The sequence below is a fragment of the Euhalothece natronophila Z-M001 genome (assembly GCF_007904085.1).
Classification (GTDB): domain Bacteria; phylum Cyanobacteriota; class Cyanobacteriia; order Cyanobacteriales; family Rubidibacteraceae; genus Halothece; species Halothece natronophila.
This window is the reverse complement of record NZ_CP042326.1, coordinates 491,152-514,594: the sequence shown is the minus strand read 5'-3', so window position 1 is coordinate 514,594 and position 23,443 is coordinate 491,152. Positions and strand designations below refer to the sequence as shown.

22 protein-coding genes, 1 pseudogene and 1 riboswitch are annotated in these 23,443 nt (G+C 42.0%); of the genes and pseudogenes, 13 read left to right on the top strand and 10 right to left on the bottom strand.

Going from position 1 to position 23,443, the window contains the following annotated elements:
- Positions 1-7: 7 nt before the first annotated feature.
- Positions 8-840 (top strand): annotated as a pseudogene (locus FRE64_RS02380) (DNA-formamidopyrimidine glycosylase).
- Positions 841-960: 120 nt separating this feature from the next.
- Positions 961-1,959: a pentapeptide repeat-containing protein gene (locus FRE64_RS02375; RefSeq protein WP_146294496.1), complete on the top strand. Its 999-nt coding sequence runs from the start codon at positions 961-963 to the stop codon at positions 1,957-1,959.
- 22 nt (positions 1,960-1,981) lie between these two features.
- On the opposite strand, the gene FRE64_RS02370 is transcribed toward FRE64_RS02375, so the two are convergent.
- Positions 1,982-2,314, bottom strand: coding sequence for an ArsR/SmtB family transcription factor (locus FRE64_RS02370; RefSeq protein WP_146294495.1), 333 nt, complete (start codon positions 2,312-2,314; stop codon positions 1,982-1,984).
- A gap of 64 nt (positions 2,315-2,378) precedes the next feature.
- Here FRE64_RS02370 and glgX point away from each other — a divergent pair, with 64 nt between their 5' ends.
- Together glgX and FRE64_RS02360 are read left to right on the top strand one after the other, a co-directional pair.
- Positions 2,379-4,532, top strand: a complete 2,154-nt coding sequence (glgX, locus tag FRE64_RS02365) for a glycogen debranching protein GlgX (RefSeq protein ID WP_315862638.1) — start codon at positions 2,379-2,381, stop codon at positions 4,530-4,532.
- 7 nt (positions 4,533-4,539) lie between these two features.
- Positions 4,540-5,991 carry a DEAD/DEAH box helicase gene (locus FRE64_RS02360; RefSeq protein WP_146294493.1) on the top strand — a complete coding sequence of 484 codons (1,452 nt, stop codon included), beginning with the start codon at positions 4,540-4,542 and terminating at the stop codon, positions 5,989-5,991.
- 37 nt (positions 5,992-6,028) lie between these two features.
- Here the strand turns inward: FRE64_RS02360 and FRE64_RS02355 are convergent, their stop codons facing one another.
- The 5 genes from FRE64_RS02355 to FRE64_RS02330 all read right to left on the bottom strand — a co-directional run bounded on the left by FRE64_RS02355 (position 6,029) and on the right by FRE64_RS02330 (position 11,550).
- On the bottom strand, positions 6,029-6,784 hold the full coding sequence (locus tag FRE64_RS02355) for a succinate dehydrogenase/fumarate reductase iron-sulfur subunit (RefSeq protein WP_146294492.1): 756 nt from the start codon (positions 6,782-6,784) through the stop codon (positions 6,029-6,031).
- A 125-nt stretch (positions 6,785-6,909) separates the two neighbouring features.
- Positions 6,910-7,251, bottom strand: coding sequence for a DUF4278 domain-containing protein (locus FRE64_RS02350; RefSeq protein ID WP_146294491.1), 342 nt, complete (start codon positions 7,249-7,251; stop codon positions 6,910-6,912).
- 35 nt (positions 7,252-7,286) lie between these two features.
- Positions 7,287-7,359, bottom strand: a riboswitch (Glutamine riboswitch).
- A 93-nt stretch (positions 7,360-7,452) separates the two neighbouring features.
- A complete protein-coding gene (surE, locus tag FRE64_RS02345) occupies positions 7,453-8,253 on the bottom strand; it encodes a 5'/3'-nucleotidase SurE (RefSeq protein ID WP_146294490.1) in 801 nt (266 codons plus the stop codon).
- A 138-nt stretch (positions 8,254-8,391) separates the two neighbouring features.
- On the bottom strand, positions 8,392-9,615 hold the full coding sequence (locus FRE64_RS02335) for an RNA-guided endonuclease InsQ/TnpB family protein (protein WP_146294489.1): 1,224 nt from the start codon (positions 9,613-9,615) through the stop codon (positions 8,392-8,394).
- 219 nt (positions 9,616-9,834) lie between these two features.
- Entirely contained in the window at positions 9,835-11,550 is a 1,716-nt protein-coding gene (locus FRE64_RS02330) for a helicase HerA domain-containing protein (RefSeq protein WP_146294488.1), read from the bottom strand.
- 118 nt (positions 11,551-11,668) lie between these two features.
- On the opposite strand from FRE64_RS02330, the gene FRE64_RS02325 reads away from it, so the two are divergent.
- The 3 genes from FRE64_RS02325 to glgB are packed head-to-tail and all read left to right on the top strand — an operon-like array spanning position 11,669 to position 15,835.
- Positions 11,669-13,183 carry a PAS domain S-box protein gene (locus FRE64_RS02325; protein ID WP_146294487.1) on the top strand — a complete coding sequence of 505 codons (1,515 nt, stop codon included), beginning with the start codon at positions 11,669-11,671 and terminating at the stop codon, positions 13,181-13,183.
- Between the two features lie 34 nt (positions 13,184-13,217).
- The gene (locus FRE64_RS02320; protein ID WP_222597849.1) at positions 13,218-13,517 is read left to right on the top strand and encodes a hypothetical protein; all 300 of its coding nucleotides are present in this window, start codon (positions 13,218-13,220) and stop codon (positions 13,515-13,517) included.
- A 32-nt stretch (positions 13,518-13,549) separates the two neighbouring features.
- A complete protein-coding gene (gene glgB, locus FRE64_RS02315) occupies positions 13,550-15,835 on the top strand; it encodes a 1,4-alpha-glucan branching protein GlgB (protein WP_146294486.1) in 2,286 nt (761 codons plus the stop codon).
- Here the strand turns inward: glgB and FRE64_RS02310 are convergent.
- The 4 genes from FRE64_RS02310 to FRE64_RS02295 form a co-directional block, all read right to left on the bottom strand.
- Positions 15,832-16,170, bottom strand: a complete 339-nt coding sequence (locus tag FRE64_RS02310) for a hypothetical protein (protein ID WP_146294485.1) — start codon at positions 16,168-16,170, stop codon at positions 15,832-15,834. The genes glgB and FRE64_RS02310 overlap by 4 nt on opposite strands.
- A 178-nt stretch (positions 16,171-16,348) precedes the next feature.
- Positions 16,349-17,539, bottom strand: coding sequence for an AGE family epimerase/isomerase (locus FRE64_RS02305; RefSeq protein ID WP_146294484.1), 1,191 nt, complete (start codon positions 17,537-17,539; stop codon positions 16,349-16,351).
- 126 nt (positions 17,540-17,665) lie between these two features.
- A complete protein-coding gene (locus tag FRE64_RS02300; RefSeq protein WP_146294483.1) occupies positions 17,666-18,394 on the bottom strand; it encodes a Bax inhibitor-1/YccA family protein in 729 nt (242 codons plus the stop codon).
- Between the two features lie 88 nt (positions 18,395-18,482).
- Positions 18,483-18,710, bottom strand: coding sequence for an indolepyruvate ferredoxin oxidoreductase subunit alpha (locus FRE64_RS02295; RefSeq protein ID WP_146294482.1), 228 nt, complete (start codon positions 18,708-18,710; stop codon positions 18,483-18,485).
- 209 nt (positions 18,711-18,919) lie between these two features.
- On the opposite strand from FRE64_RS02295, the gene FRE64_RS02290 reads away from it, so the two are divergent.
- The 6 genes from FRE64_RS02290 to FRE64_RS02265 all read left to right on the top strand — a co-directional run bounded on the left by FRE64_RS02290 (position 18,920) and on the right by FRE64_RS02265 (position 23,437).
- Positions 18,920-19,795: an SDR family oxidoreductase gene (locus FRE64_RS02290; RefSeq protein ID WP_146294481.1), complete on the top strand. Its 876-nt coding sequence runs from the start codon at positions 18,920-18,922 to the stop codon at positions 19,793-19,795.
- Between the two features lie 32 nt (positions 19,796-19,827).
- Positions 19,828-20,151, top strand: coding sequence for a phasin family protein (locus tag FRE64_RS02285; protein WP_146294480.1), 324 nt, complete (start codon positions 19,828-19,830; stop codon positions 20,149-20,151).
- A gap of 23 nt (positions 20,152-20,174) precedes the next feature.
- On the top strand, positions 20,175-20,711 hold the full coding sequence (locus FRE64_RS02280; protein ID WP_146294479.1) for an FKBP-type peptidyl-prolyl cis-trans isomerase: 537 nt from the start codon (positions 20,175-20,177) through the stop codon (positions 20,709-20,711).
- A 92-nt stretch (positions 20,712-20,803) separates the two neighbouring features.
- Positions 20,804-21,448, top strand: a complete 645-nt coding sequence (locus FRE64_RS02275; RefSeq protein ID WP_146294478.1) for a DUF3386 domain-containing protein — start codon at positions 20,804-20,806, stop codon at positions 21,446-21,448.
- Positions 21,449-21,529: 81 nt separating this feature from the next.
- Positions 21,530-21,781, top strand: coding sequence for a NifU family protein (locus FRE64_RS02270; RefSeq protein WP_146294477.1), 252 nt, complete (start codon positions 21,530-21,532; stop codon positions 21,779-21,781).
- A gap of 147 nt (positions 21,782-21,928) precedes the next feature.
- Positions 21,929-23,437, top strand: a complete 1,509-nt coding sequence (locus FRE64_RS02265) for a site-2 protease family protein (protein WP_146294476.1) — start codon at positions 21,929-21,931, stop codon at positions 23,435-23,437.
- Positions 23,438-23,443: the final 6 nt, after the last annotated feature.

Genomic DNA, 23,443 nt, shown 5'->3' with positions numbered 1-23,443 from the left:
CAGGTTAGTGCCAGAGCTACCAGAGGTGGAAACGGTTTGTCGTGGGTTAAATCAATTGACCCAAGGACAAGTTTTTCAGGGTGGGGAAGTGTTACTCGAACGTAGCATTGCTCACCCTGTTTCTATTACAGAATTTTGGCAAGGCTTAAAGGGTACAAGCATACAGCAATGGCAACGGCGAGGTAAATATTTATTAGCTAAACTCTCATCGGGGGGTTGGTTTGGGGTTCATTTGCGGATGAGTGGTCAGTTATTATGGCTCCAGCAAGATGAACCGTTAGCCAAACATACAAGGTTACGTTTCTTTTTTCCGAATCAACAGGAACTGCGCTTTATTGATTTACGCACGTTTGGTCGCGTGTGGTGGGTTCCCCCAGAGTATGAACCACAAACGATTATTACAGGCTTAAAAAAGTTAGGGGTAGAGCCATTTTCAGAGCAGTTTACCCCGAGTTATTTGCAAGCCCAATTAAATAGTCGTCGTTGTGCCATTAAAACGGCTTTGTTAGACCAAAAAGTTGTCGCTGGAATGGGCAATATTTATGCTGATGAGGCATTATTTTTAAGCCAAATTTCCCCTTTGCGAAAAGCAAACTGTTTAAGTGAGCCCGAAATTGAGAATTTACACCAAGGGATTCTTTCGGTTTTGAAAACAGGAATTGAGGAAGGGGGAACCACGTTTAATAGTTTTCTCAATCTTTTGGGGGTCAATGGCAATTATATGGGGAAAGCGTGGGTTTATGGTCGCGAGGGAGAAAAGTGTCGCTGTTGCCAGGGGGTGATTCAACGACAAAAATTAACGGGCGTTCTTCCCATTTTTGCCAGCAATGTCAAAATTGAGCAGCTTTTTCAGGAAGGCTCACTTGGGTTAATATACACGAGGATGCGTTTTCCTTTTCCATAAAACTTAACTAAGTGTTAACTCCTCTAATGGGAGGCTACCAGCAGAAAAAAGAAAAAATGACACAACCCTTACGGTTAACCCAGTCAACAGAGCTTCTAGACCTTACGCTAATTGCAACGCCGAGTTCTGACAATTCTAATTCCCAAGAAATTCAGCTTGCTGTTGAAGGTCAATTTCGTCCTCAAGTATTTTCACTTGGAGAAGGTCAAGTCAAATATGGCTTAACTGGAGGAATACTTCAATTTCACTTGCAGGAGGCTTATTTCTCTAGCTTTAGCGAAGAAATTAAGAATTACTTACCGGTGATTAAATTCCCAAGTGCCGACCATCCAACCTGGAAATTTGCCTTAGGTGCAGGAGCAGATATTTTAGAAACAACGCTCGACGGAGTTCCTTTAGGCACAATTACCACAAATTCCCCTAATTGGTCACTGGAAGCAACCTATACAGTGGGAGAATCTGACATTCTAATTACTGAAATTGATGGTTTATGGCGACATGATCTGCGACCTAATAAACAAGCAGTTCTCAATCGCAAAATTGTTCTTTTTTTACTGGAATCTCAATGTCAGTCTCCGTTAATTTCTTTTGAGATGAATGAAAAAACTCAAGGAGGCGTTTTATTTCCTGTGGAGCCCATTCAAGCCGATCCTAAAGAGCTACTCGCAACGCTAGAAGCCATCAAAAATGCCTCTAGCAATAATTTTCTTGAATTATGTCAAATTGCTAATCTTAATCCCCAGTTAGATTTTGCTGGTGCTAATCTGCGAGGAACTACTTTAAGAGGGTTAGACTTGAATCGAGCACATTGGTCTCGGGTTAATTTACGAGGGGCTGATCTCACGGATGCGGATCTCTCAGAAAGCAATTTACAGGGGGCTAAGTTGAGCGGTGCGGACTTGTCGGGGGCTTATTTGAGTAATGCTAACCTTAAGGAGGCAGATTTTCATCGCGCGAGCCTTGCTTTAGCTAATCTCAGTGGTGCGAAATTACAAGGGGCAAATCTGGAAGAAACGAATTTAAGCCAAACTAATCTCAATGATTGCCAGTTTTAAATCACTGAAGTGGCTAGCAAAGTTAAGAATAGTCTTGTGAACATTGATTGGCTGGTTGCATGGTTGCATTCTCTCGTAGTTGGGCAAGATATTGCTCTAATTGTAAAAATTGGGGCAAGTTTAGGGAGTAATAAACCCAACGCCCTTCTTGACGCGATCGCGCTAAATTAGCTTCCCGTAAAATCTTCAAGTGAAAGGATAATTTAGATTGTGAAACAGAAACGCGATCGCGCAACTCACAAACACACAACTCTTGTTCCTTTAATAAGTCTAAAATCTGTAACCGCAAGGGCTCAGATAACGCCTGAAAGCCAGCTATAATTTCGGGGGAAGTTACTGGTGTGGTTGTAAACATTTTTGCCTTTTTATTGATATATCTCTAGTTTAAACAGAAACCAAAAGAATAAACTTGTAAACTATTGATTAAGGAACCTATTGGAAATGAAAGTGTGAATTTAGACGTTTGGCCCGGAAAACCTCACCCCCTCGGCGCAACATGGGATGGAGAAGGGGTGAATTTTGCTATCTTCTCGGAAAATGCAACTGAGATTGAACTTTGCCTCTTTACCGAACAAGATCATGAAATTCGTCTCCCCCTAAAAGAAGTTCATAACTATGTTTGGCATGGCTATATCCCAGGATTACAACCCGGACAACGTTATAATTACCGCGTTCATGGCGACTTTAGCCCCCGAAAAGGTCATCGCTTTAACCGCAAAAAAATTCTAATTGATCCCTATGCTGCCGCCATTACCGGGGACATTCATTATGGAGAAGAAACTTTTGCTTATCCCTGGGAAACAGAGGAACAAGACTTAGCCTGTTCTAACACCGATGATAGTCATTTAATTCCCAAGTGTGTTGTCGTTAATCCTTTTTTTGACTGGGAAGGGGACAAACTGTTACAAACCCCTTTATCGGAAAGCATCATCTATGAAGTTCATGTTAAAGGGTTTACCCAACAACATCCTCAAATTCCTGATCATCTCAAAGGCACTTACGCTGGGTTAGCCTCACCCAGTGCTATTAATCATCTTCAGTCTCTTGGCATCACCGCAGTAGAATTGCTACCTGTGCATCACTTTTTAGCTTATCCGGGGCATTTAGTGAATAAAGGGCTACGCAATTACTGGGGATATGATTCGATTGGCTATTTTGCCCCCTATTCTGGCTATAGTGCTAGCGGTAACAGGGGCGAACAAATTAAAGAATTTAAGGGGATGGTCAAAGCCCTACATCAAGCAGGAATTGAGGTAATTCTAGATGTTGTTTATAACCATACGGGAGAAGGGAATCATTTGGGGCCAACCATTTCTTTTCGCGGGATTGATAATGCGACTTATTACCGCTTAGTGGATCATGATCCGCGCTATTACATGGATTTTACTGGCTGTGGAAATTCTCTAAATGTTAGGCATCCCCAAATCTTAAAACTGATCATGGATAGTTTGCGCTATTGGGTGCAAGAAATGCACGTAGATGGCTTTCGCTTTGATTTAGCCTCTGCATTAGCCAGAGAGTTGTATGAAGTGAATAGTCTGGCAGCGTTTTTTGATATTATCCATCAAGACCCAGTTCTCTCCAATGTGAAATTAATTGCTGAACCGTGGGATGTAGGAGAAGGGGGGTATCAAGTGGGGAACTTCCCCCTCCTTTGGTCAGAATGGAATGGCAAATATCGCGACACTGTACGTGACTTTTGGCGTGGTGAAAACAATACCTTACAAGAGTTTGCTCATCGCTTTACTGGTAGCCCTGATTTATATCAAGCGAATGGTAAATTACCTCATGCCAGTATTAATTTTATTACCGCCCATGATGGGTTTACGCTTCGGGATTTAGTGAGTTACAACGAAAAGCATAATGAGGCAAATGGAGAGAATAACCATGATGGAGAGGATTATAATCGATCTTGGAATTTTGGGGCGGAAGGGGAAACCGATGATCCAGAAATCTTAAAAGCGCGATCGCGCCAACAACGGAATTTCCTTGTAACCCTGATGTTATCTCAGGGAGTACCCATGTTACTTGGCGGGGATGAAATAGGGCGTAGTCAACAAGGAAATAATAATGCCTATTGCCAAGATAATGAACTCACTTGGTTTAATTGGGAGTTATCGCCAGAAAATAAAGAATTACTTGCCTTTACCCAAGAATTAATTGCCTTTCGTCAACAACATCCCGTCTTTCATCGTCGGAATTGGTTTCAAGAGCGGGCAATTCATGGTTCCCAAGTTAGTGATATTTGCTGGTATCATCCTGATGGCAGTGCTTGTAGCGAAGAACAATGGGAACATGAACCACTCACCCAAGCCATTACCGTCTTTCTCAATGGTAAAGAGTTATCTGAACCTGATTCCCACGGAAAACGAATTAGTGATGATAACTTTCTCTTATTTTTTAATTGCCATCAAGAGGAAACTAAATTTAGACTTCCTTTACCGTTACAAAGCAGCAATTGGCACATAATTATTGATACGAATGAACCACGGTTATTATCAGAAGAGATTATTTATCAAGGAGAAGAAGAGATTATTTTAACGCCATTTTCTTTGTTGGTTTTAAGACAATAAATCCCTCATGTCAAGACGAACTCCTAAACTGTGGTATCATCAAGGAACTTTACTATTACATCCGCCGCCAAGGGGAAAAGTTTGGCTTGATTTTGCCACTTGGGATGATCGCGTGGAGAAATTTCGCATCCCAGCCATTCATTATCGTGCTTTAGTCGAAGCCCTCCAACAGGAGGAAATTTGCTTTACAGATGAGGCAAAAGCCTTTTACTCTCTTCATTTAAATCCTCGCTTTGAAATGACTCCCTACTCCCATCAAGCTGAAGCCTTACAACAATGGAAGGAAGCGGGAAGACAAGGAGTTGTAGTGCTACCCACTGCTGCGGGAAAAACCTATTTAGCGCAGTTAGCCATGGAAGCCACGCCCCGAACAACGTTAATTGTTGTTCCCACCTTAGATTTAATGCACCAGTGGTATGCCCAATTAGAAGCAGCATTTCCTGATATTGAGTTGGGGTTATTGGGGGGAGGCTCTCATGATCGCAGTAGTATTTTAGTTGCCACTTACCAAAGTGCCGCCATTCACGCAGAAGCCTTAGGGAATCAATATGCGCTACTTATTTTTGATGAATGTCACCATCTCCCAACAGATTTCTATCGAGTCATTGCTGAAAGCGCGATCGCGCCTTATCGTTTAGGACTGACAGCAACTCCCGAACGTTCTGATGGTAATGAACGGGAACTAGAAGCCCTGATTGGCTCTATTGTATTCCGAAAAACCCCACAAACTTTATCAGGTGAAGCCCTTGCTCGTTATAAAACCGTTGAAATTAAAGTCAAACTCTCCCCAAAAGAGAAAGAAACTTACCAAGAAGCCATTAAAACCCGCAATCAATTCTTAAAACAGAAGCGAATTTCCTTATCTAACTTAAAAGGCTGGCAATTATTTGTCAAAGAAAGTGCGCGTAGCCAACAGGGAAGACGCGCCATGCTAGCCCATCGCCAGGCCAAAGAAATTGCACTAGGAACAGAAAGTAAACTGCGAGTCTTAACCGAATTAATTACCAAACATTCCCCAGAACCAATTTTAATTTTTACCAATGATAATGCGACAGTTTATCGGATTTCTCAAGACTTTTTAATTCCTGCAATTACCCATCAAACCCCAGTGAAAGAACGCCATTTAATCCTGCAAAAATTTAAAACAGGAGACTATAAAACCCTAGTTGCCTCTCATGTTTTGAATGAAGGTGTTGATGTTCCAGATGCAAGAATTGCGATTATTTTATCGGGAACCAGTTCTACTCGGGAATATGTGCAACGATTAGGACGCATTTTAAGAAAAGGAAACACCAAAGATAAACAGGCGATTCTTTATGAAGTGATTGCCGAAGAAACCAGCGAAGAACGAACCTCTGAACGCAGACGCGGTGACACAGCTTCTAAACAAGGTCAACTAAAAATATTTTCCCCGACTCAAAAAGCCGCTGAAGAAAAAGGGGATTACAATTTGGATTAGACCTTCCTCTCCTAGCTATCCTAATGGCGCGAGAACATCACTTTGACTTAAAAAATTGACGAGCCTTCGCCACAGCATAGTCACGATTGAGCTTAGAAATGACATCAAGCGTAATTCCTTGCGGGCAAGCTGCCTGACATTCCCCATAATTAGTACAATTACCAAATCCTAACTGATCCATTGTTTCTACAATATTTAGAACTCGCCGATCTTTTTCAGGTTGCCCTTGAGGTAGGCGATTCAGGTGAGCAACTTTCGACCCCACAAATAGCATTGCTGAAGCATTTTTACAAGCAGCAACACAAGCCCCACAACCAATACAAACCGCTGCGTCCATAGCTTGATCGGCAACTTCTTTCGGGATAGGAGTCGTATTTGCTTCAGGGGCACTTCCCGTACGAGCGGTAATAAACCCCCCAGACTGGATAATTTCATCAAAAGCAGAGCGATCAACCACTAAATCTTTAATGACAGGAAAAGGCTGGGCTCGCCAGGGTTCAATCGTAATTGTCTCCCCTTGATGGAAGTGACGCATATATAACTGGCAAGTGGTCGTTTTTTTTGCCCCGTGGGGAACCCCATTAATCATCATTGAGCAACTGCCACAAATCCCTTCGCGACAGTCATGATCAAAGGCGACAGGCTCTTCTCCCGAAGCAATTAATTGTTCATTGAGGATGTCAAGCATTTCTAAGAAGGAAGTATCTGGAGAAATTTGATCCAGTTCATACTCAACCATTTTTCCTTGGGCTTTGGGATGGGGTTGTCGCCAAATATTTAATTTAAATTGCATTACTTGCCTTTTTTAACCCGTTATTGGATCAAATTTAGCATGAGGGCTGAGCAAACGTTTCGCGATCAGGATCAAAAAAAGCAGGGAGAAACCCCCCTGCTAACGTCTCTTAGTTATCTAATCGTTTAGTGACTTTTTACTTCTGCTGTAGCGCGACTGAGCATAGCTTTTTGACGTTTTTTGAATTTTAGCACCTGATTTCGCATTAAGCTCTGTGCTTTAGTTTCAACGGGTTCTAACTTGGCATTAGGCTTAACAGAAACATCGGGAGTATTAGCAACAGTAGGATGTACCTGATAGGTAACTCCGCGATAAGTTAAATTAGCTCGTGGTTGCAAATATAAGGGTTTTTTCGCCCCGTAAAAACGCCAGTCTAAACCGCGATAGCGTCCAACTACTTCTTTGGGTTGCGTTTCAACAACGGGTGCATTTTTTTCGTACTGAGTACCACGATATGTAAGTTTCATGGATTCCGCCTCCTTTATCTGTTGTGATGGGTTGAGGCGCGTTCCTTCGGGAAATAACCCCTACTTCCGTCTTTCTAGGTTTCAAATTCAGCTAGAAAGATGAACGATTTAATTTATTTCTGTATATATTGTTACAGTTTGCCCAAAAAAATGTCAAGTCTTAGGGGCTTGTTTCCCAAATCTGTAAAATTAAGTTACATTTTAAAGATTCAAATAATTCACTCCATCATTTGCTAAGGCTTGAAAACTGTGACTATTGGTAAGATCAAACTCTAGCGGGGTTAAAGTGACATAGTTGTGTTTAATTGCTTCTATATCAGTCATCACATCTGTAGGTAACTCTTTAGCTTCGGGTTGAGGCATTTCCTCAATGACTTCTCCCGCTAGCCAGTAATAGCTTTTACCTCGAGGATCAAGCCGTTTTTCAAATTGTTCAATATAACGCCTTAAACCTTGTCGAACCAGCATCGTGCCTGCAATTTCTTCTTTGCTAACTGGCGGAATATTCACATTGAGGAGGGTTCCTTGCGGAATTGGGGGTAATTTTTCTAGTAATTGTCGGGCAACTATCGCTGCAGTAGTAAACTCAGTTGCCGTATAACTAGCTAAACTTAAGGCAAGGCTCGGAATGCCATCAATAGTTCCCTCCATCGCGGCGGAGACGGTTCCTGAATAGAGAATATCAGTCCCTAAATTTGAGCCATGATTAATTCCAGAAAGGACAAAATCAGGAGGAGAATCTAACACTGCGCTTAAGGCAAATTTGACACAATCAGAGGGAGTCCCTGAACAAGACCAAGCCGTAACCGAAGAATGAAATAAACTATCGACAATATTAGCCCGTATTGGCTGATGTAAGGTTAACCCATGACCCGTAGCCGAACGTTCACGGTCTGGACAAACTACGGTGACATCATATCCGGCAGTAGCAAGGGTATTAGCAAGCGTCCGAACTCCCATCGCAAAAATGCCATCATCGTTGCTAATCAGCAATTTTGTCATATACCAACTCAGTTTTCTTCTATCGGTTGTAAACGAGTGAGCTTAAGGGTAAACTCTCCCCCACCTGTTTGCCCAAAAGCACGTACACGATTGACGCTCTCCCACTAAATCAGAGATTATAGTGGGAGATTCTTGCTTCTAACTACTAGAAACTAGGTTTCCAGCAGACGAGTCCGCTTGCCCCAATTGTTCGGAAACAACTGAAGTAGAAGCGGGTCTCTCCACAAGCTTTGAGTCTGGCTCGAAGCCAGCCGTTCCAGTCCGCCCGACTGTACGGAGTCCTTCTCTCAGAATGTTAATCGCGGCATTTTCATCTCTATCCAATTTAGTCCCACACTGACAAGCATGGGTTCTAGTTGATAGAGACTTTTTCACAATTCGACCGCAATTAGAGCATTCTTGAGAAGTGTAGTGAGGAGGAACAGCCACCGCTACTTTCCCAAACTTTTGTGCAAAATACTCTAACCACACTCGGAACTGATACCAACCAACATCTGAGATTGACTTAGCTAGACAGTGGTTCTTAACCATGTTAGACACCTTTAAGTTTTCATAGGCGATGAAGTCGTTAGACTTCACTACGCAACGCGCCAGTCTCAAGGCGTGTTCTTTACGTTGCCTACTTATTCTTAAATGTGCTTTACCTAACTTCTGTCTAGCTTTTCTGCGATTAGATGATCCTTTCTGTTTCTTAGAAAGACGGCGTTGAAGCCGTTTTAATTTCTGTTCTCCCTCTCTAAAGAAACGAGGATTAGGTTCTTTATGACCATCAGAGTCAGTATAGAAGGATTCTAAACCAACATCTAATCCTATGGTTCTCTTGGTGGGTTCTAATTGTTCTTTTACCTCTGTATTAATCAGGAATTGACAATAGTAACCGTCAGCCCTGCGAAGTAACCGTACTCGTTTAATTTCATCAGGATGATAGAAGTGTAAGTCTCTAGTTCCAACTAATTTCACCCGACCAATGCCTTTTTTGTCAGTGAAAGTTATATGCTTTCGGGTATTTAGGTCGAGCTTCCAGCCAGATGTTTTATATTCAACACTGCGGTTGTTTTTTTGGAACTGAGGATACCCTTTCTTTCCATTAATTCCTTTTTTACAGTTGTCATAGAACCGACTAATTGAAGACCAAGCTCGTTCAGCAGCAGACTGTCTTGCCATAGAGTTTAGTTCTTTAGCCCAAGAAAACTCCTCTGCCAATTGTTTACAGAGTTTGTTGAGAGCGTATTTATTAACGCCTTGATTGTCCATCCAGTAACGAATGCACTTATTTCGGATGAATTGTGTCGTCCGAATTGCTTCGTCAATGGCTTGAGTTTGAGCTTTTTTGGCTTTGACCTTAAACTCTAAGACAAACATCTTATGCTGAACTTTGTGGTTAAATTAATTCTAACACAAAAGATTTAAGGTTGTCCTGTCGGACTTTATTTTTTTGGGCGACGATTCATCTCCCATTAACCTGACGGTATAATGGGGCGGAGCAAAGCGTGAGCATCTTCTCATCGCATCAAGATAACAAGGAATTCGTTGTCCTATCGGGTGCATCATCACTCCCATTTCTGGAGAATTTGGTGACACTTAAAATCCTAAATCACTCCTTGCCGCCTCGGCGGTGTCAAATAATTCCTGGTCGGACATTTCTTGCCAGTCTGGATCAGCAATTTCAGTGTAGAAGTTATGATCAAAGGGTCTTGTTCGCACGACTACGGGCATGGGAACCGCATGACCCAGAATTAGGGCCTGTTGCTTAGAATCAAGTTTCGCGAGAACTGACCGCAAATTTGCCCCACCAGAAACCCCTGTAAAGATAGCATCAATATCTTTTTCGTCATTGAGTAAACAGGTGACGCGAGTTCCAACTTGTGACATTACTTCTGGGTCAATTCCAGAGGGACGTTGATCCACCACTAATAGGGTGACAAAGTATTTTCGCATTTCTCGCGCGATCGTGCCAAAAATGGTTTGTTGAACCGTAGCGGAATCAAGAAAACGGTGGGCTTCTTCGATGGTAATCACTAGCTGTTGTGGGCGTAGCGTTGGGTTTTTGGATTGTAAAAACTCCTCCGATTTTTTCACATAAGACTGGTGAATCCGACGGGTGATCATATTCGTCGCCAGCATATAAGACAGCATATTGGATTGCGAACCAAATTCTACAACTACGTGCTTGCCGGCATCTAGGGATTGTAAAATTTGGTCAATATAGTTATGGGCACAGGCGGGACGAATATAGTCTAGCTTTTCGAGGCGCATTAATTTTCGTTGGAGTGCGCTAATCGAACCCTTATGCCCTTGTCTTTCTTCGCAAAATTCCTGAATATCATCATTACTCATGGTGATGAGTTGGGTAATCCAGTTTTTGCCAAACTCGGAATATAAAATCTGGGCATTATCTAAGGCGGCTTCGGATAAGCCTAATTCTTGTCCCACTAAGCGTAGATCTTCGATGGTAATCTGATCATAGGTTAAGAAGAGGGGTTGGGCATCATTTACGCCGCGTCGTTGGGTTGATTCATGATCTAAGGTGTAGATTTCTACTTGTCCGGGAAAGAGTTGTCGCAAGCCTTTAACGGTATTAACCCCTTTTCCCTCTTGCATGGCTTCCCAACCATATTCGGAGTGCATATCAAAAATGAGGTTAACTGCGGCTTGTTGACGGATGATTCCTGAAAGTAACAGGCGCGTGAGAAATGATTTTCCTGTGCCAGATTTCCCAAAAATCCCGTTACTGCGTTCGACAAAGGTTTCTAAATTGACACAAACGGGAACATCCATATCTAAGGGTTGTCCAACGGAAAAGTTTTTACGAGTGGGATCATCTTCCCAACCAAATACCGCCCGAAAATCCGCTTCACTGGCTTCATAGACTTGGCTGAAGTGACTGGGAATCGTTTTGACAGGCAGTAACTCCATTTCGGTGCTAGTTTGGGCTTCAAAGGAGGCGAGAGGACTTTTTCCGTTTTCTTCGGTGGGAAGCCGTTTTTTCCCATCGGGATAGGTAAACATCAGCATGGGAGAGAGTTCAATGGTTCCGTAGGTACTGCTTCCGGCTAACACGTCTCGCAATAAATCATCTTCTGGGGAAGGAGGATCTGAGATAATACGATTACTGGAAGTGCCGAGAGAAACATCGGTGAGAAGACAAAAAAAGCGCGATCGCGTTCCTTTTACGACTAAAAATCGTCCCACTCGCATTTCTTCTACGGAGACATCAGGATGGAGTCTGATTTCTAATCCTTCGGTAAGCGAACCACCGACAACTGAACCGAGAGGAGAAGAGACTTGTTCTTCCATAATTATTGAATTGATCGCACGTAATTTTTTGTGATCCTAGCAAGAATCCCGCCGATAAGTTATCGTAACCTGCTCACAGTTAAAAACCCCCTAAAATTACTTACGTTATCATTTGAATATGTCAGATCATGACCCCTCCCAAACCGATGCCATGTCTCAACTGCAAGCGATACGGGAACAACTGCAATTAGAAAGTCAAAACCGTCAAGAGGCAGAGAAGGCTTTACGGATAAGTGAAGAACGTTTGAGGAAAATTTTTGAGCATTCTAATGATGCTATTTTTGTGATTGATCCGAAGCGCGATCGCGTTTTAGAAGCCAATCCCAAGGCAGCGGAAATGTTGGGTTATAGTCGAGACGAATTGATTAACTCGGTGCAAGTTTCCAGCATTCATCCTGAAGAAATGGAACAAGTGCGGGCTTTCGGGGATAAAGTGCTTAAACAAGGATATGGTTGGACAAATGAATTAACCTGTTTAACCAAGTCTGGCTATAATATCCCCTCGGAAATTTCTGCCTCAGTAATTCTCTTTGAGGGGCAAAATTGCATTATTTCACTAGTACGGGATGTAACTGAACGTAAGTTAGCTGAGGACAAGCTAAGACGGAGTGAAGCCCGTTTTCGGACATTTGTGGAAAATGCAGCGGAGATGTTCTTTCTGATCGACCCAGAAGGTAAAATTGAGGATGTGAATCAATGCACTTGTAATACTTTAGGCTATTCTCGGGAGGAATTATTGGAACTCTCGGTAACAGATATTAATGCGGAATTAACGCCTCAACAATTATGGGATCTCAAGGAAAATTTAACTTCTGAACAGCCAATAACCATTGAAAGTTGGCATCGTCGCAAAGATGGAACAGTTTTCCCGGTAGAAGTCAATATTTCACGATTTGGCAGTGAAGATTATCCGCGAGAAATTGCGCTAGCTAGAGATATTACGGAACGCAAACAAGCCCAAGCAGCTACGGCGCGATTAGCAGAGGTGGGAGAATTGGCAGCGATGATTGTCCATGAAGTACGTAGCCCTCTGACTACCGTATTAATGGGGTTAGAGTCTTGCCAAAGTCTAGAATTATCAGAACGCCATCAGATGCGTCTCAATTTGGCTTTAGAAGAAGGGGAACGCTTAAATAAGTTACTGAATGAAATTTTACAATATGCCCGTGAACAAAAGTTAGAATTAGTTGATATTGATTTGGTTACTTTTATTTCCGAGTTAAAAAGTAGTATTGAAGAGTCACCAGCAGCCAAAGGCAAATTCATTGCAATTCAGTCTTCGGTGGCTGAGGCTTCGATACGCGGCGATCGCGATAAACTCAAACAAGTCTTTATTAACCTCGTTCGCAATGCCTTAGAAGCAATCCCAGAAGGAGAAACCGTGACTTGGGGAATTGAAGTGGCTAATTTTCCTCAACATATTCGGATAACGATTCATAATGGTGGTGATCCCATTCCAGAAGAAACTTTGCACAAATTAGGCTCTCCCTTTTTTACCACCAAGTCAGAAGGAAATGGCTTAGGGGTTGCTCTTGCCAAGCGCATTGTAGAAGCCCATCAAGGAGAACTTGCCATTTACTCCAGCGCCGAAGCAGGAACCACCGCAGAGGTAGTTTTGCCACAGGCAATATAAGGTAAACTAATACAATAGCCTTAATTGTAGAGCCATGATCAAAGCAAAAGCATGGGGATGGATAGTTGGGTTAAGTGTTAGCAGTATGGGGAGTATTTCTCCCAGTGTTGCTCTTCCACCCCCTGAAGATACTCCAGAAGCCGTCTTACGAACTGAAGTGATTTTAGAAGCGCGATCGCGCATTGATGGCGAACCCCTAACCGCCGCCGAATACGCTCAATTACAAGAAGAATTAGCCCAATCGCGGTACGCCCCTCAACTCAGTGAAGACGTTAGACAGACAATTTTCCTGCTCCGATTGCGACAAATGTTACGAATCTTCAACCCCTTCTAATGAGTAGTACCAACAACTATTAAAACTGATTGATGTCTCCAACTTTAACCCCAGAACAAGTCAAGCAAATCATTACTAACCAACACCCCAACCCCACAGCCATTCTCGGAGCGCATCCCATTACAGAAAAAGGAGACCAACAACAGTGGGTAATTCGTGCTTATCTTCCTAAAGCAGAAGCGGCTTGGGTGTATTTACCAGAAGCCAGAGAAGAATATCCAATGCACTCTATCCATGATCCGCATTTTTTTGAGTGCATTCTTGATACTGAGCAACCGATAAACTATCAACTGCGCGTTAAAGAAGGAGCAAGAGAACATCTTATCCTTGATCCTTACACCTCTCCTTATCTCACTGACTACGACATTGATTTATTTTCAGAAGGAAATCACCATCGCATCTACGAAAAACTAGGGGCGCACCCCACAACGCAAGACGGAGTAACTGGGGTTTATTTTGCAACTTGGGCTCCTAACGCCAAAAATATATCTGTTATTGGTAGCTTTAACCAGTGGGATGAAAACAAACATCCCATGGAGTTACGACAAAATGGCATTTGGGAAATATTTATTCCTCACATTGGTAGCGGAGAAGCCTATCAATATGTGATTGCAGGGCAAAATGGGGAAATTTATAAAAAATCTGATCCCTATGGCTTTCAGCAAGAAGTACGCCCGAATACCGCCTCAATTATCACTGATTTAAATACCTACACTTGGCAGGATCAGGAATGGTTAGAACAGCGACGCAATTATGATCCCCTAAAAAGCCCCATTTCTGTTTATGAAGTCCATCTCGGTTCTTGGCTACAAGGTTCAGTTAACCACCCCCCAGAAAGTCTCAACGGAACTCTCTCCCCAGTGAAAATGTCCGCTGAGAATACAAGTGCGAGATTTTTAACCTATTATGAACTAGCTCAGAAACTCATTCCCTACGTGAAAGAACTGGGTTACACTCATATTGAAATTCTCCCTCTCGCAGAACATCCCTTTGATGGATCTTGGGGATATCAAGTCACAGGATATTACGCCTGTACATCTCGCTATGGAACCCCCCATGATTTTATGTATTTTGTTGATCAATGTCATCAAAATGGCATTGGAGTAATTTTAGACTGGGTTCCCGGACACTTTTCTAAAGACAGTCACGGTTTAAGCTTATTTGATGGGACACCGCTTTATGAACATCCTGATCCCCGTCGCGGTGAACATAAAGAATGGGGAACCTATGTGTTTAACTATGCCTGTAATGAAGTTCGTAATTTTTTAGTTGCTAATGCCTTGTTTTGGTTTGATAAATATCATGTAGATGGCATTCGAGTGGATGCTGTTGCCTCCATGCTATATCTTGATTATCAACGAGAAGAAGGGGAATGGTTACCAAATGAATATGGGGGTCGAGAAAATTTAGATGCAGTTGCCTTTCTAAGACAAGCCAATTACTTACTCTTTAGTTATTTCCCTGGCGTTGTTGCCATTGCTGAAGAATCCACTGCTTGGCCGATGGTTTCTTGGCCCACTTATACAGGTGGCTTAGGCTTTAATCTGAAATGGAATATGGGCTGGATGCACGATATGTTGGATTATTTCAGCATGGATCCTTGGTTTCGTCAGTTCCATCAGAATAATTTAACCTTCAGTATGTGGTATCACCACAGCGAAAATTATATGTTGGCATTATCCCATGATGAAGTAGTTCACGAAAAAAGACATTTATTGGGAAAAATGCCGGGAGATGAGTGGCAAAAGTTTGCGAATCTGAGAGCATTATTTGCGTTTATGTTTACCCATCCCGGGAAGAAAACGCTATTTGCCTCTATGGAATTTGGGCAATGGCGAGAGTGGAGTGAACAAACAGCGTTAGATTGGGAGTTATTAGAATATCCATTTCACCACCGTCTGAAACAGTATGTTGGCGACTTAAATCAGCTGTATTGTCGGGAAAAAGCGTTATATGAACAAGATTTTACTGAAGAAGGATTTAGTTGGATTGATTGTAATGATCATCGCCATAGTGTAGTTTCCTTTATCCGTCGCGCTGAAGATGCCTCGGACTTTTTAGTAATTGTTTGTAATTTTACTCCCCAACCCCATAGCCATTATCGGGTGGGGGTTCCCGAAACGGGATTTTATCGAGAAATTTTTAACTCTGATAGTCGTGAGTACGGAGGAAGTAATATGGGGAATTTAGGGGGAAAATGGACTCAACAATGGCGTTTTCATGAACAGCCCTATTCCCTTGATTTATGCTTACCCCCCTTAGCAGTGGTAATTTTTCAACTTGATCCAGAAAAAACCACTGCTACGGAACAAGGTTAAGATTTAGGTCGAATCCCCTTACTTTTGAGGCATTGTTGGAGTTCTTTTTCTGCTTTACTTACTTTGTAATCCTCAGTATTTTCTTTAAGACGGAAGACTCTTTCTAAGAAGTCATTGCCAAATTTTGACAAGGCGACTTGTAAGTCTCCCTTACCATACTCATTGGGTAAACATTCCACAAAAGCCGTTAAGTCTCTCCCTTCAGGATCAATATAGGATTTCATTTCCTCTGCTTGGGCGGGATTACTGGTAAAGGTTTGTAAACAAGCAAAACCGATTAATAACATTGCTAGGAAGGCGCGTTTAAGTTGTTGGAAGAGAGTCTGAGTTGTCATAGATATTAAGAAAAGTAACGTTATACTTGCTATCTCAACAAAAATTAGATAGGGGTGCCTCCACCTTTTGGAATGTTTTGACCGTTATCTTGATTTGATGAAAAAAGGACAAATACCTCAACAAGCATGAAAACTGTTATACTACGCCTTTAAAATTAACTGTGTACCCCAGATGGTATTATTTGCTTGTAGTGTTTTGGGCATTTTCTAAAGTTTCTAATAATCGCCAACACAACCACAAAGAACGGGGAACATGAAAACATCCTTTATAGGGGCCGCCCTTAAAGCGGTGAGTTACCTCTCCGTTGCGGTTAAGATAGCCAAACCATTCTCCAAACTGGGGGTCGCGAAACCGTTGAAACGTATAAGTATCAACTTGGACAAATGCGTCCCAATCTGACTTTTCCCCTGTGAGAGAGAAGTTTAAGAGATGACCATAAAGGGCTTCGCAATGAACCCACCATAATTTCATAAACCATTCGAGAGGTGTCGGACTATAGCCTTCTGCATCTAGAAAATAATAGATTCCCCCATATTCGGAATCCCAACCCCTTTCAAATGACCAGCGAATCATATTCGTGGCAGTTTCTGATAAGGCTTGATCTTGAAAATGTTGCGCCCAATGTTGAAGAAACCACCCTGCTTCAATAGCGTGTCCTGGATTTAATAAGCGTCCCTCACTACTACCAATTAAATCTCCTTGTGGTGTTACTAGTTCATAAACGGTTTTTGTGTCGCTATGAACATGTAATTGTAACCGTTCAATACACTCGCTTATCTCTCGCTGATAGGCTTGTGTTTCTTCTCCAGCTACTTCTGAAATTAAGTTTAATAAAATCATAGGGACAGCTAAACTCTGAGCCGATATTTGTCCCGAATAATTCGGTCGTCCTACTTTTGTCCAATCATAGGCCCATTCCCAAACTTTTGCTAACTCTCTCTTTGCTTCTTCTAAAAGGTGAGGTTGTTCACTAGCGCGAGAAAACTCCGCCAACGCCATAATATAAAAACATTCTGAGAAAATTTTACGCTGTAAATAAATTGGCTTTCCTTGGGAAGTGACAGAAAAATAGACCCGACCATCATCTCGGATAGCATAGTTTCGTAAAAAATCAGCCCCTAACCGTGCTATTTCTAACCATTGAGGATTAGCTTCAATCTCGCGGTAAAACTTACTAAAAACCCAAACTTGTCGTCCCTGTAACCAAATATGTTTAGTAGTGTCATAAATTGTGCCATCTTGGTCTAAACAATTAAAATACCCTCCATATTGATAGTCGGGAGAGTATTTTGTCCAAAAGGGAATAATACTTTCTAGTAATTCCTGCTCATATTTTTGGCGATAAGTTTTAAGTGTATTTTTATTCATCTTTTCTTCGTGCTGATTTTGTCATGGTAGAACCCGTCAGCATCTAACAATCTTCAGAACAAAAGTTAAGAGCCAACTACTGTTGACTCTTAACAAAATTGAGTTTAATTATTCAGTAGCTGGCAACTACTCACGACCGCCACTAAGGGCAATAACAAGACGTAAGATGAAGATAAACAGGTTAATGTAAGTCAAGTACATCGAAAGCGCTGCTGGGAGATATTTCTCGTCCTCGTAGGTGCGAGGGAGAATATAAAAGTCAACAACGGCAACGCCAGCAAATAGTAAGGTTCCAAAGCCAGAAATACCAATTTCTAGCCAAGTGGGGGTAAATACACCAAAGGCACTAAACAGAAGTTGACCCACTAAAACTACTAGCAGGGCAACAACCCCTAGTTGTACAGTTTTGGTAAGGGCTATTCCGTCTTCATCAGAAAGATTAGAGCCAACGGAACGAGCCACCACAAATGTTGCTCCACATCCTAAGGCAGCGATTCCTACGCCTCCAACTCCAGCAGCACTATTGAGAGCCACAAAAATTAGCCCACTGAGGGTATAACCTGATAAAAGGCTATAAAGTGCTAGTAAAGGGAGGGCAGTGCTATTATTGCCGTTTTCTGCAACGCCTCTGGCAATAAAAAAGAGAACTAAGTTACCAATGAGGGCAGCGATAAAAGTGGGCATAAAGAGGTTCGGAGCGTTATTAATGACTCCTAACCCCCCATAAGTTCCCACAGCAGTGAGAACCAGCCCTCCTCCAACAAAAGGCAGTGCATTAGAAATGACATTGGGACCAATTATCGCACTGCCACGAGTTTCTTGCATAGCCTTGCGAAAGTTGTAAGTGTTACTCATAACTTTTTTTTCGTAACTTAACTGATGTTTTATTTTTTATTTTGGCTGATTCTGCCCGTAATGGGTAGTCGAGAAAACCGATATGATTTTACTCGGGGGTATTTTGCAAATCAGGACGTTCTTCAGGTAAGATTGCTCCCTCTACTGGGCAAACTTGCAAGCAAATTCCACAATCAATGCAGGTGTCGAAGTCAATCCAATACCAATCGGTTCCTTTTTCGTTTTTCCCTGGTCCTTCATGGATACAAGCCACAGGACAAGCCTCGACACAATCGGCAACCCCTTCACAAGTATTGGTAACAATAGTATAAGGCAAGGTGTTTCCTCTTTTAATTAATCTCCATACTTTTTACAATAACATGGAGGCAATAGGCAGCTAAGGGATTATGCCATTTTGATCAACTACTCCTACAAACGATCCTCCCCAATCCTCACGCTTTGCTTCGGCTTATTACAGGGTCGCGAAGGGAAGATCTACAATTGGCATTACTATCAAAATTAAGAATTTAGAGGGGTTTGATATTGATGTTTTTAGTGACAGGTGCAACGGGACAAATTGGAAAACGGATTGTTCGCTTTTTACGTGAAGATGAACAGCCAACGAGGGCTTTTGTACGCTTAGATTCTAACTATCGTGATTTAGAACAGCGAGGCGCAGAAATTTTTATTGGCGATTTAACTCTAGAAAAGGATATTGCCAAAGCCTGTGAGGGAGTGAGATATGTTATCAGCGCTCACGGTTCTGGTGGGAAAGCACAAGCTCTCGATTATCGCGCCAATATTGAGTTAATTGATCATGCGAAAGCCCAAGGGGTGGAACATTTTGTGTTTATTTCTGTTTTAGGGGCGCAACGAGGCTATGAAGATTCTCCCACTTTTAAGGCGAAACGAGAAGTAGAAAAGTATTTGCAGAGTAGTGGGCTAAATTATACAATTCTACAGCCTGCTGGGTTAGCGTCTAATTTATTACCCTTAGCCGAACGATTTCGCGATACAGGATTTTATTTAATTATTGGTGATCCGCAAAATCGCACCTCTATTGTTAGTTCTGATGATGTGGCTAAAATTGCGATTAAGGCAGCAACTACCGAGGAAGCAAAAAATAAAACTTTTCCTGTGGGGGGACCAGAAATTTTGAAACGAGAGGAAATTCCCGAAATTTTTGGTCGTGTTTTTAATCGTGAACCTTTAACAGTTACAGTTCCTCTATTTTTGCTAGATACGGTACGAGAGGGGATTGGATTTTTTGATCCGCAAACGCAAAAGTCGTTAGGAACCTTACGAACCTTGTCAGCTAATGAATTTTTCTGTACGGAAGCGGAAGTGAATCAGGTGGAAACGACGTTTAATATGAAAATGGAGTCTCTAGAAAGTTTTACCACCCGTTATTTAGGAACTTAAAATTAATAAGCAGATTAGGTAAGGTTAGGACAATGGATAATAATAACTGGATCAAGCAATTATTAATGATGGGAGTAGGGACAACCTCTCTCGTTGCAGAAAAATTACGAGAAGTGAGTGAAGAATGGGTTAGAGAGGGTAAAATTAATCCTGAGCAAGCCCGAGAGTTTGTGGATGATTTAATGCAGCAAATTCAGGCTGAACAAGGAAATTTTGAAGAACAAATGGAACGGCAAATGCGTAATACACTACAAGATTTGGGAGTCCCCCGTCAAAATGAGTTGGATGAGTTGCGAGGTCGGATTGATCGTATAGAACGTCAAATTAGAGAGTTGGAAAATCGATCCTGGCGTTAACTATATCAGTTGGAGGCAATTTAATGCGAGAAATTTTAGTCAGTTTTGGCGTTCTAATTATTTGTGTATTGGTGTTGATTGTGGCGCAGGTAGTGGATCAAGGTAAGCAAGAGAGCGCGATCGCGTCTCCCATGTCTTCCGAAACTGTGACAGAAACTGCTAATACTGAGGAAACTTTAATCGCTCTTAGTTTAGAGGATGTTACAGAAAAAGAGGAGGTAAAAACTACTGAGTCAGGGTTGCGTTATGTGGATGTGAAAGAAGGTGAAGGGGAAGTTCCCAAAAAAGGTGATACGGTTGTGGTTCATTATACAGGAAGTCTTGCTGATGGGAAAAAATTTGATAGTTCCCGCGATCGCGATCGACCTTTTTCCTTTAAACTTGGCTCAGGTCAAGTGATCAAAGGTTGGGAGGAAGGCATTTCTACCATGAAAGTGGGGGGTCGTCGTCAGCTAATTATTCCCCCAGAACTTGGTTATGGTCAACGCGGTGCAGGCGGTGTCATTCCCCCCAATGCAACCTTAATTTTTGATGTGGAACTTTTAAAGGTGTCTTCTTAACAACGTCTCCCCTGCAAAAAACTGTGGGGGAATCGTGGCACAATCCAGAAATCTCTTAACATGAGAGAAAAGACTCTAATTGCGAAAAATTTATGACTACAACTAGCACCAGTAAAGCGCAAGAAATTTTCCGCGCCGCCTACGAAAATCGTTACACTTGGAATGAAAATTTCCCCGGCTATCAAGCCCAGCTAGAACTCCGCCAAGGGGAGGAAGTTTATCAGGCGCAAGTGAAAGTTAATGGCGATTTAACCGTAGAAGTCAGCGATATTGACGATGAACAGGTTAAAGAGAGCCTTTATAACCAAATGCGGGATATTGTCACCCACCGTAAACGCAAATCCTTTGATCAAGCCCATGGTAAAAATCGTTTCTCTCTTGGGGAAGAAGATGCCACTGGCGCAGTGGAAATTAAGGTAGAAGGCGACTCCATGGGGTCAAACTATAAAGTACGGGGGAAAGAAATTTCTCAAGTTAGCCGTGTGATGGGACCGATCGCGTTTACCATTAATACAGCCGAAAGTCTTGATACAGGAGAAGGCTATATTGCCACTAAATATAATGCCATTTTCCGTGACCCAAAAACCGATGAATTAAAGGAAAAACGGGAATTTGAGGAAGAATACGCTAATATTGGTGGCTATTATATTCCGATCCGTCAAAGAGTGGAAGCAATTGCTAAAGATGGCAACACCACCACCACTGAGTTCAACTTTAGCAATATCGAGCTACTTTAGTTCCAACGGTTTTTCCCCATGCGAAAATTATTTGCGATAAGCTATAAAGAAATTAGAACGATTAATCAAAAAAGGTAGATTATGGCTGATACAAAACTCGCCCTCACCGAAGAAAACGTAGAAAAAGTGCTGGAAGACTTACGTCCCTATCTCATGGCTGATGGTGGGAACGTTGATTTAGTCGAAATTGAAGGTCCCATTGTTAAGTTACAATTACAGGGCGCTTGTGGCTCTTGCCCGAGTTCAGCAATGACCCTCAAAATGGGAATTGAACGCCGTCTGCGCGAATTTATCCCTGAGATTGCAGAAGTTGAACAAGTGGAAGCCAGCTAATTTTTTAACTTTAAAATTTCTCCCTCTTCTGAGTTTAATTGGAAGGGGGAATTCTCATTTTTATGATCCCTAACCATTTCCCCCATAAGGATAGTATTGTGGGAAGAAGAAGGTTATTTTAACCTGTGACTGGTAATTTGGTAATCTATGTTTAATAATTCTGAAACTCTCGCCACTTCCGCAATTCTCTTAATCGCGATCGCGGTTTTAGTTTGGGGATTTAATCGCGCTCGCCCTTACGGTAAAGTGGGGATTCTTTCTTGGTTACAATCAGTGGTGTTAATGGCTCCTTGGTTACTATTTTTTAGCTTATTTGCCGCTGGAATCTATTTAAATCTGGTGGGGGTTTTAGTATTACTCTTAGCTTCCACAATTATCTATATTTATCTTGGCAATCGTTTACGGAAAGCTGGTCAAGATGTCATGCTTCGTCAAAAAGCCAGTGAGCGGCTACGAGAACAACAAGAAACTCTCCAACAGGAAGAGTCCTCAACAGACACGACCGAAACAGAAACCGCTCAAAATACGAACAAGCCACCAATTCCAGAAGAAGACTTAAAAACGATTCAAGGATTATTTGGTATTGATACCTTTTTCAGTACCGAAACCATCCCCTATCAAGATGGGGCAATTTTTAAGGGAAATTTACGGGGCGATCCAGAAAAAGTTTATCAACAACTCTCTAGTAAATTAGAAGCTGCCTTAGGAGAAAAATATCGGCTCTTTTTAGTGGAAAGTCCAGAAAATAAGCCAGTGGTGATTGTCTTACCCAGTACCAATGATCCCCAAACCAGCACCACAGGTCAAAATATCTTAGCCATTGCCTTAATGGTGGCAACAATTATCAGTAGTTTAGAAGCCTTTAGCTTATTATTAGGATTCGATTTATTTAACAATCTTAACCGTTTTCAGGAGCCGTTTCCTCTGGTTATTGGGTTAGCCATTATTCTCGGCGCTCATGAAATTGGACATCGCATTATTGCCCAACGCTACGGAATTCGCCTCAGTTTACCCTTTTTCCTCCCTAGTTTACAGATTGGGTCTTTTGGGGCATTTACTCGCATCGAATCCTTATTACCCTCTCGCACCGTCTTATTTGAATTAGCTTTTGCGGGTCCGGCGATTGGCGGGTTAGTTTCCTTATTAATGCTAGTAACAGGGTTAATTTTGTCTCAACCCGGCAGTTTGTTTCAAGTTCCCACCCAATTCTTTCAAGGGTCAATTCTAGTGGGATCATTAGCGAAAGTCATCTTAGGATCGCAACTGCAAGAATCAATCGTAGATGTTCATCCTTTAACCGTCATTGGTTGGCTAGGATTAGTGATTACAGCGTTAAATTTAATGCCAGCCGGACAATTAGATGGCGGTCGTATTGTGCAAGCAATTTATGGGCGAAAAACGGCTCGTAGAACAACCGTTGCCACTTTAATTGTTTTAGGGATTGTTGCCATTATTAATCCCAGTAATCCCATTCCCTTATATTGGGGAATTTTAATTTTATTCTTACAACGTAGCTTAGAACGTCCCAGTCTCAATGAATTAACTGAACCTGATGATGCCAGAGCCGCATTAGGGTTATTAGCGTTATTTTTGATGTTAGCAACCTTAATTCCTTTAAGTCCCGGTTTAGCTGGGAAACTTGGCATTGGAATGTAGTTATTG